The 6,706-nt window shown below is 68.9% G+C and carries 7 protein-coding genes; all 7 read left to right on the plus strand.

Going from position 1 to position 6,706, the window contains the following annotated elements:
* Positions 1-401: DUF4395 domain-containing protein (locus VM306_RS29255; RefSeq protein ID WP_325520891.1), on the plus strand; the 401-nt coding region annotated here is incomplete at its 5' end.
* Between the two features lie 38 nt (positions 402-439).
* Positions 440-1,285 (plus strand): sulfurtransferase, encoded by an 846-nt coding sequence (locus VM306_RS29260; protein ID WP_325520893.1) that lies wholly within the window; start codon positions 440-442, stop codon positions 1,283-1,285.
* A gap of 4 nt (positions 1,286-1,289) precedes the next feature.
* A complete protein-coding gene (locus VM306_RS29265; RefSeq protein WP_325520895.1) occupies positions 1,290-1,589 on the plus strand; it encodes a DUF1416 domain-containing protein in 300 nt (99 codons plus the stop codon).
* 303 nt (positions 1,590-1,892) lie between these two features.
* Positions 1,893-2,549: an FABP family protein gene (locus tag VM306_RS29270; protein ID WP_414672466.1), complete on the plus strand. Its 657-nt coding sequence runs from the start codon at positions 1,893-1,895 to the stop codon at positions 2,547-2,549.
* 111 nt (positions 2,550-2,660) lie between these two features.
* Positions 2,661-3,248, plus strand: a complete 588-nt coding sequence (pxpB, locus tag VM306_RS29275) for a 5-oxoprolinase subunit PxpB (protein ID WP_325520897.1) — start codon at positions 2,661-2,663, stop codon at positions 3,246-3,248.
* Positions 3,245-4,096, plus strand: coding sequence for a biotin-dependent carboxyltransferase family protein (locus VM306_RS29280; protein WP_325520899.1), 852 nt, complete (start codon positions 3,245-3,247; stop codon positions 4,094-4,096). Before pxpB ends, VM306_RS29280 begins: the two co-directional genes overlap by 4 nt.
* 85 nt (positions 4,097-4,181) lie before the next feature.
* Positions 4,182-6,706 (plus strand): glycosyl hydrolase family 18 protein (locus VM306_RS29285; RefSeq protein ID WP_325520901.1); only part of this gene is annotated, 2,525 nt, incomplete at its 3' end.

The raw sequence follows: 6,706 nt of genomic DNA on the forward strand, positions 1-6,706 counted from the left end.
GCTTCAGCGCGTGGATCACCACCGTGATCCTCGCGGCCGTCCTGCTGACCGGCTCGTGGCGGTTGCTCGCCGCGCAGACCGTGCTGTTCGGCCTGTGCGCGTTCATCTCGCTCAAGCTCAACCCGTGGGGCCACGTCTACCGCTACGCCGTCCAACCGCGGATCACGCCGACGACCGAACGCGAGGAGGCCGCCCCGCTGCGGTTCGCGCAGGGCGTCGGGTTCGCGTTCGCGCTGGTCGGGACCATCGGGTACGCCAGTGGCCTCACCGGGCTCGGCGTCGCCGCCACCGCCGCCGCACTGGTCGCGGCGCTGCTCAACGCGTCGATCGGCCTGTGCCTGGGCTGCGAGATGTTCCTGCTCCTGCGCCGCCACGCGCCCGCACTCGTCCGACCCCAGTGACACCGTCGCAGTAAGAACGAAGAAATTGGAGCAGCTCGATGAGCCGTGAAGACGTCCTGGTCTCGGCCGCTTGGTCCGAGGAGAACCTCAACACGTCCGGTGTCGTGTTCGTGGAGGTGGACGAGGACACCACCGCCTACGAGGGTGGTCACATCCCGGGCGCGGTGCGGATCGACTGGAGGACCGAGCTGCAGGACCCGGTGCGCCGCGACTTCGTCGACCGCGCGGGCTTCGAGAAGCTGCTGTCGGCCAAGGGCATCTCCAACGACGACACGGTCGTCCTCTACGGCGGCAACAACAACTGGTTCGCCGCCTACGCCTACTGGTACTTCAAGCTCTACGGCCACCAGAACGTGAAGCTCCTCGACGGCGGCCGCAAGAAGTGGGAGCTCGACGGCCGCCCCCTGGACAAGGAGGAGGTCACCCGAGAGGCGACCACCTACTCCGCCCAGGAGCAGGACCTCTCGATCCGAGCCTTCCGCGACGAGGTGGTCGAGGCCATCGGCAACAAGAACCTGGTGGACGTCCGCTCCCCCGACGAGTTCTCGGGCAAGCTCCTCGCCCCGGCCCACCTCCCGCAGGAGCAGGCGCAGCGCGGCGGCCACATCCCGTCCGCGGTGAACGTCCCGTGGTCGAAGGCGGCCAACGAGGACGGCACCTTCAAGTCGGACGACGAGCTCCGCGCCGTCTACGAGGAGGCGGGCTTCGACGGCAGCCGCAAGACCATCGCGTACTGCCGCATCGGCGAGCGCTCCTCGCACACCTGGTTCGCCCTGCGAGAGCTCCTCGGCCACGAGGACGTGAAGAACTACGACGGTTCCTGGACGGAGTACGGCTCGCTGATCGGCGTGCCGATCGAACTCGGTTCCGGCAAGGAGGCCTGATCCCATGAGCGACGGCTGCGGCGCCCCCGTGCAGGGCGGCACGATCGAAGTCTCGACGACGGAAACGGTCCTGGAGGGCAAGGTCCTCTCCGACGGCACCCCGGTGGGCGGAGCCTTCGTCCGCCTGCTGGACTCGACTGGCGAGTTCACCGCCGAGGTCGTCTCCTCCCCGGAAGGCGACTTCCGCTTCTTCGCGGCACCGGGCTCCTGGACCGTCCGCGCACTCCACCGCACCGGCAACGGCCAGGCGGACGTGTCCGCCGAGGGCCCAGGCGTGCACGCGGTGGAGATCGCAGTGGCGTAAGACCTGGTCAGACACGGCGAAGGCCCTCAGCGGCGCAACACCGCTGGGGGCCTTCGCCGTGTCTCGAGCCGAAGCCGAAGGCGAGGCGAGGCAATGGCGAAACCGAGCCGCTTGAACGGAGCCCCAGCAGCATGAGACCGAGACCCCACCCGGTGTCCTGCACCACCACAACTCTGCACGTCAACCAGCGAGAGATATCCTCAGAACCGTGGAACACATCTTCACAGGACTCCTGGTACTAGTGACGATCGCCGTCATGTGGTTCGCCGGCTACGTCGTCTACCGCCTCTACTCAGACCAGCGATGACCACAGGGACCCCAGGAACGCCCGGAGCCGCCCCCATCCCAGGCAGCGGCGACGAAGCCATCCGCCTGGCAGAAGAACGTGCGGCGGCAACGCGCGAACGCAACCTCCCGCAGTTCACGGACATGCCCGTCCCGGGCGACACGGCGAACCTGCGCGAAGGAGCCAACCTCAACGACGCCCTCCTGGCAGTCCTCCCGCTGGTAGGCGTGTGGCGAGGCGAAGGAGAGATCGTCTACCCGACGATCGAGGGTCCGTTCCGGTTCGGCCAGCAGATCACGTTCGCCCACGACGGCCGCCCGTTCCTCGTCTACGAGGCCAGGTCGTGGCTGCTCAACGAGGCCGGCGAGGTGATCCGCCCAGCAGCCAGGGAGCAGGGCTTCTGGCGCCCCCAGCCGGACGACACGATCGAGCTGCTGCTCACCCACAACACGGGCATCGTCGAGCTGTACTACGGCAAGGTGCGCACCCAGACGTCGTGGGAGTTCGAGACGGACGCCATCATCCGCACCGCGACGGCCAAAGAGGTCAAGGCCGCGCAGCGCCTGTACGGCATCGTCAACAACGGCGACCTCGCCTACGTCGAAGAGCGCGCCATGGTCGGCCAGGAGATGCAGCCGCACGCGTCCGCGCACCTCCAGCGCATCGTCGGCTGACCACAATCGTAGGATCGTTCAACAATCCATCACGTCCATCGAAGGATTGTTGAACGACCCAAGCGCGTGGGATTGTTCAACAATCCCACGATTCCCCGTAACATGGGTGCCATGCTGCTGCGGCGCTGCGGAACCGACGCCCTCCTCGTCGAGGTCGACTCACTGACGGAGGTCGCGGCCGTCCGCGCGGCCCTCCAGGACGTCGACGGCATCGAGGAGCTCGTCCCGGCCGCACGAACAGTGCTGGTCAAGGGCGCGTTGAACGACGTCAGGAACGCCCTCGGGAACATCGACCTCACCAAGGCGCCGACGACGCACCCGCGCGAGATCACCCTCCCGGTGATCTACGACGGCCCCGACCTCGACCTGGTCGCGGAGGCGGCGGGCATCACCCAGGACGAGGTCGTGAAGCTCCACACCGAAGCCACCTACGAGGTCGCGTTCTGCGGCTTCGCCCCCGGCTTCGCCTACCTGACCGGCCTCCCGGAGCACCTCCAGCAGCCGAGGCTCGACTCGCCGCGCACCAAGGTCCCCCAGGGCTCGGTCGGCATCGCGGGCGAGTTCACCGCCGCCTACCCCAGGGCCACACCGGGCGGCTGGCGGCTGATCGGCCGCACCGAGGTCACCCTGTTCGACCCCCAGGCCGAGACGCCCGCGCTCCTGCAGCCCGGCGACCAGGTCAGGTTCGTGGTCGCATGAGCCGCAGCGTCACGATCATCAAGACCGGCCCGCAGGCGCTGGTCCAGGACCTCGGCAGGCCGGGCAACGCCCACCTGGGCGTGCCGCCGTCCGGCGCGGTCGACCCGCACTCGCTGACCCTGGCCAACCGGCTCGTCGGCAACGACGAGCGCGCGGCCGGGCTGGAGCTCCTGCTGGGCGGCCTCACGCTGAGGGCCGGCGCCAGCTGCACGGTCGCCGTCACCGGGCCGCCCGCGGAAGTCCGGGTCGACGGCAGGCTCGCCGACTCGCACCACCCGGTCCACCTCAAGCAGGGCGAAGTCCTCACCGTCGGCACGCCGCACACCGGTCTGCGCACCTACCTGGCGATCTCCGGCGGCATCGACGTGCCGGAGGAGCTGGGCAGCCGCTCCACCGACCTGCTCTCCGGAATCGGCCCGGACCCGGTGCGGGACGACGACGTCCTGAACCTCGGGACGCCGGGCACGGCGATCGGCGCCGACGTCGTCCCGCCGCACCAGGCCCCGCACACGCTGGTCGTCCCGATCCTCCTCGGCCCGCGCGACGACTGGTTCGACGACGCGAAAACCCAGCTGCGCCAAGGGTCGTGGACGGTCTCGGACCGCAGCAACCGGGTCGGCGCGCGGCTGAGCGGCACGAAGCTGAACCGTCGTGACGGGGAGATCCCCAGCGAGGGCATGATCACCGGCTCGGTCCAGGTGCCGCCGGACGGCCAGCCCGTGGTGTTCCTCAACGACCACCCGACGACCGGCGGTTATCCCGTCATCGGCGTCGTCGACCGCGATTACCTGCGGTTCCTCGGCCAGGCGCGGCCGGGGACGCGGGTGAGGTTCCGCCCAGCCGGCTGAGCGACACCGCCGTTGACGCAAGTGGTCCAGACCAAATACCGTAACGACCAGGCCGCCGCGGAACCTCTACACCCTGGAGTTCCGCATGCGCCGAATCCCTGCACTGCTCACGGTTCTGGTCGCGCTCCTGGCCTTGGCGGTACCCGCCACAGCCGCCACCGGCATCACCGCGACCTTCTCCCGCACCGGCACGAGCGCCAAGGTCGTGGTCGCCAACGCGAGCACGACCGCGCTCACCGGGTGGTCGCTCAAGTTCGACCTGCCCTCCGGTGTCACGGTGGGCAACGTCCAGAACGCGACGACCACCCAGAACGGCACCAGAGTGACGCTCACTCCTGCCTTCTACATCAACACCATCCCCGCTGGGCGCGACACCGAGCCCTACAGCCCGACGTTCACGCTGAGCGCCGCGGCGGACCCGACCACCTGCACGATCAACAACATGGCCTGCGACGGCAGCGGTGATCCCGCACCGAGGCCGACCGGACTCACGGCCGACTACTCGGTCTCCGGCGGCACGGCGAAGTTCGTCGTGCGCAACCACGGCACCGCCGCGGTCATCGACTGGTCGATCAGCTTCACGCTCCCCAACGGCGTGACGGTCGGCAACGGCCAGAACAGCACGGTCACGCAGAACGGCAACCAGGTCACGGTCACGCCGGTCCACTACAACAAGACCGTCGCCGCGGGCGGCAGCACCGAGCCGTACAGCCCGGCGTTCTCCGTCAGCTCCAACGCCGAGCCGGTGACGTGCCGCATCAACAACGCGAACTGCGACGGCAGTGCGGACACTCCGCCAAGCGCACCAACGGGTCTGACGTCACCGACGAAGACCACGCGCACGGTGGCCCTGCAGTGGAACGCCTCCACGCCCGGTTCGCTCCCGATCACCGGCTACGACGTCTACAACGGCTCCGCACTGGCCGGCAGCTCCACCACGACGTCCACGGTCATCACCGGCCTGAACCCGAACACCGCGTACTCGTTCACGGTGCGCGCCAAGGACTCCAAGGGCGTGCGGAGCGCACCGAGCGCGGTCCTGAGCGTCACGACCAACAACCCGGCCGACGACACCACTCCGCCCACGGCGCCGACCGGTCTGAGGGCGACGGCGAAGGACGCGGGCAGCATCACGCTGGCGTGGAACCCCTCCACCGACAACCGCGGCGTCGCGAACTACGACGTCTACGTCGGCTCGGCCGTGAAGCAGACGGTCTCCGGCACCACGGCGGTCGTGAGCGGCCTCGCGCCGTCCACCGGCTACACGTTCACCGTCACAGCACGGGACCTCTACGACAACATGTCCGCGGCGAGCAACGCGCTGACTGAGCGCACCAACGACATCGTCAGCGGGTACGCCCGTGTCGGGTACTTCGTGCAGTGGGGCATCTACGGGCGCCAGTACTTCGTGAAGGACATGGATGCCGCGAAGATGACCCACGTCAACTACGCGTTCGGCAACATCGACCCGGTCAACCTGACGTGTCTGCAGGGCGTCACGAAGGGCACGAGCCCGAACCCGCAGGACCCGAACCAGGGCGACGGCGCGGGCGACGCCGAGGCCGACTACAGCAGGCCGATGAGCGCGGCGCAGTCCGTCGACGGCGTGGCGGACAGCGGCTGGGAGACGGTGCGCGGCAACTACAACCAGCTCCGCAAGCTCAAGGCGAAGTTCCCGAACCTCAAGGTGCTGATCTCCCTCGGCGGTTGGACGTACTCCAAGTACTTCTCCGACGTCGCCTCGACCGACGCGTCGCGGAAGAAGTTCGTGTCGTCGTGCCTCGACGTCTACATCAGGGGCAACCTGCCCGTGTACAACGGCGCGGGCGGTCCCGGCAGCGCCGCGGGGATCTTCGACGGCATCGACCTCGACTGGGAGTGGCCCGGCGCCGAAGGCCACGCGGGCAACCACTTCGGTCCGCAGGACAAGACGAACAACACGTTGCTGATCGAGGAGTTCCGGCGCCAGCTCGACGCCCTGGGCGCCACGACCGGCAAGCGCTACCAGATCACCGCGTTCACCCCGGCCGACCCGGCCAAGATCGCGGCGGGCTGGGAGCTCGGGCGGGTCGCGCGGTCGATGGACATCTTCAACGTCCAGGGCTACGACTTCCACGGTTCCGGCAGCGACAACTCGTGGGAGCCCGGCCGCACCGGCCACCAGGGCAACCTCTACCCGGACCCGGACGACCCGTACGCGACGAAGTTCAGCGTGGAGAGCACGGTGCGGGCCTACCTCGACGCCGGGGTGCCGTCACGCAAGATCACGCTAGGCCTCGCGTTCTACGGCCGCGGCTGGCAGAACGTGGCCGACGGCGGCAAGAACGGCGAGTGGCAGACCGCGGGAGGCGCGGCGCCGGGCCAGTTCCCGGAGGAGTCGGGCACGCGCGGGTACGCCAACCTCGTCGCGTCGGTGCCGAACTGCACCGTCCACCACGACGAGGTGGCCGTGGCGACGTCCTGCTACACCGGCAACCAGTGGTGGACCTTCGACGACGCGTGGTCGATCCAGCGCAAGACCGCGTGGCTCAGGTCGAAGAACCTGCTGGGCGCGATGTTCTGGGAGATGTCGGGCGACCGCGGCCCGTTGTTGGCCGCGGTCGACTCCGG

This window comes from Lentzea sp., from assembly GCF_035525475.1.
Classification (GTDB): Bacteria; Actinomycetota; Actinomycetes; order Mycobacteriales; family Pseudonocardiaceae; genus Lentzea.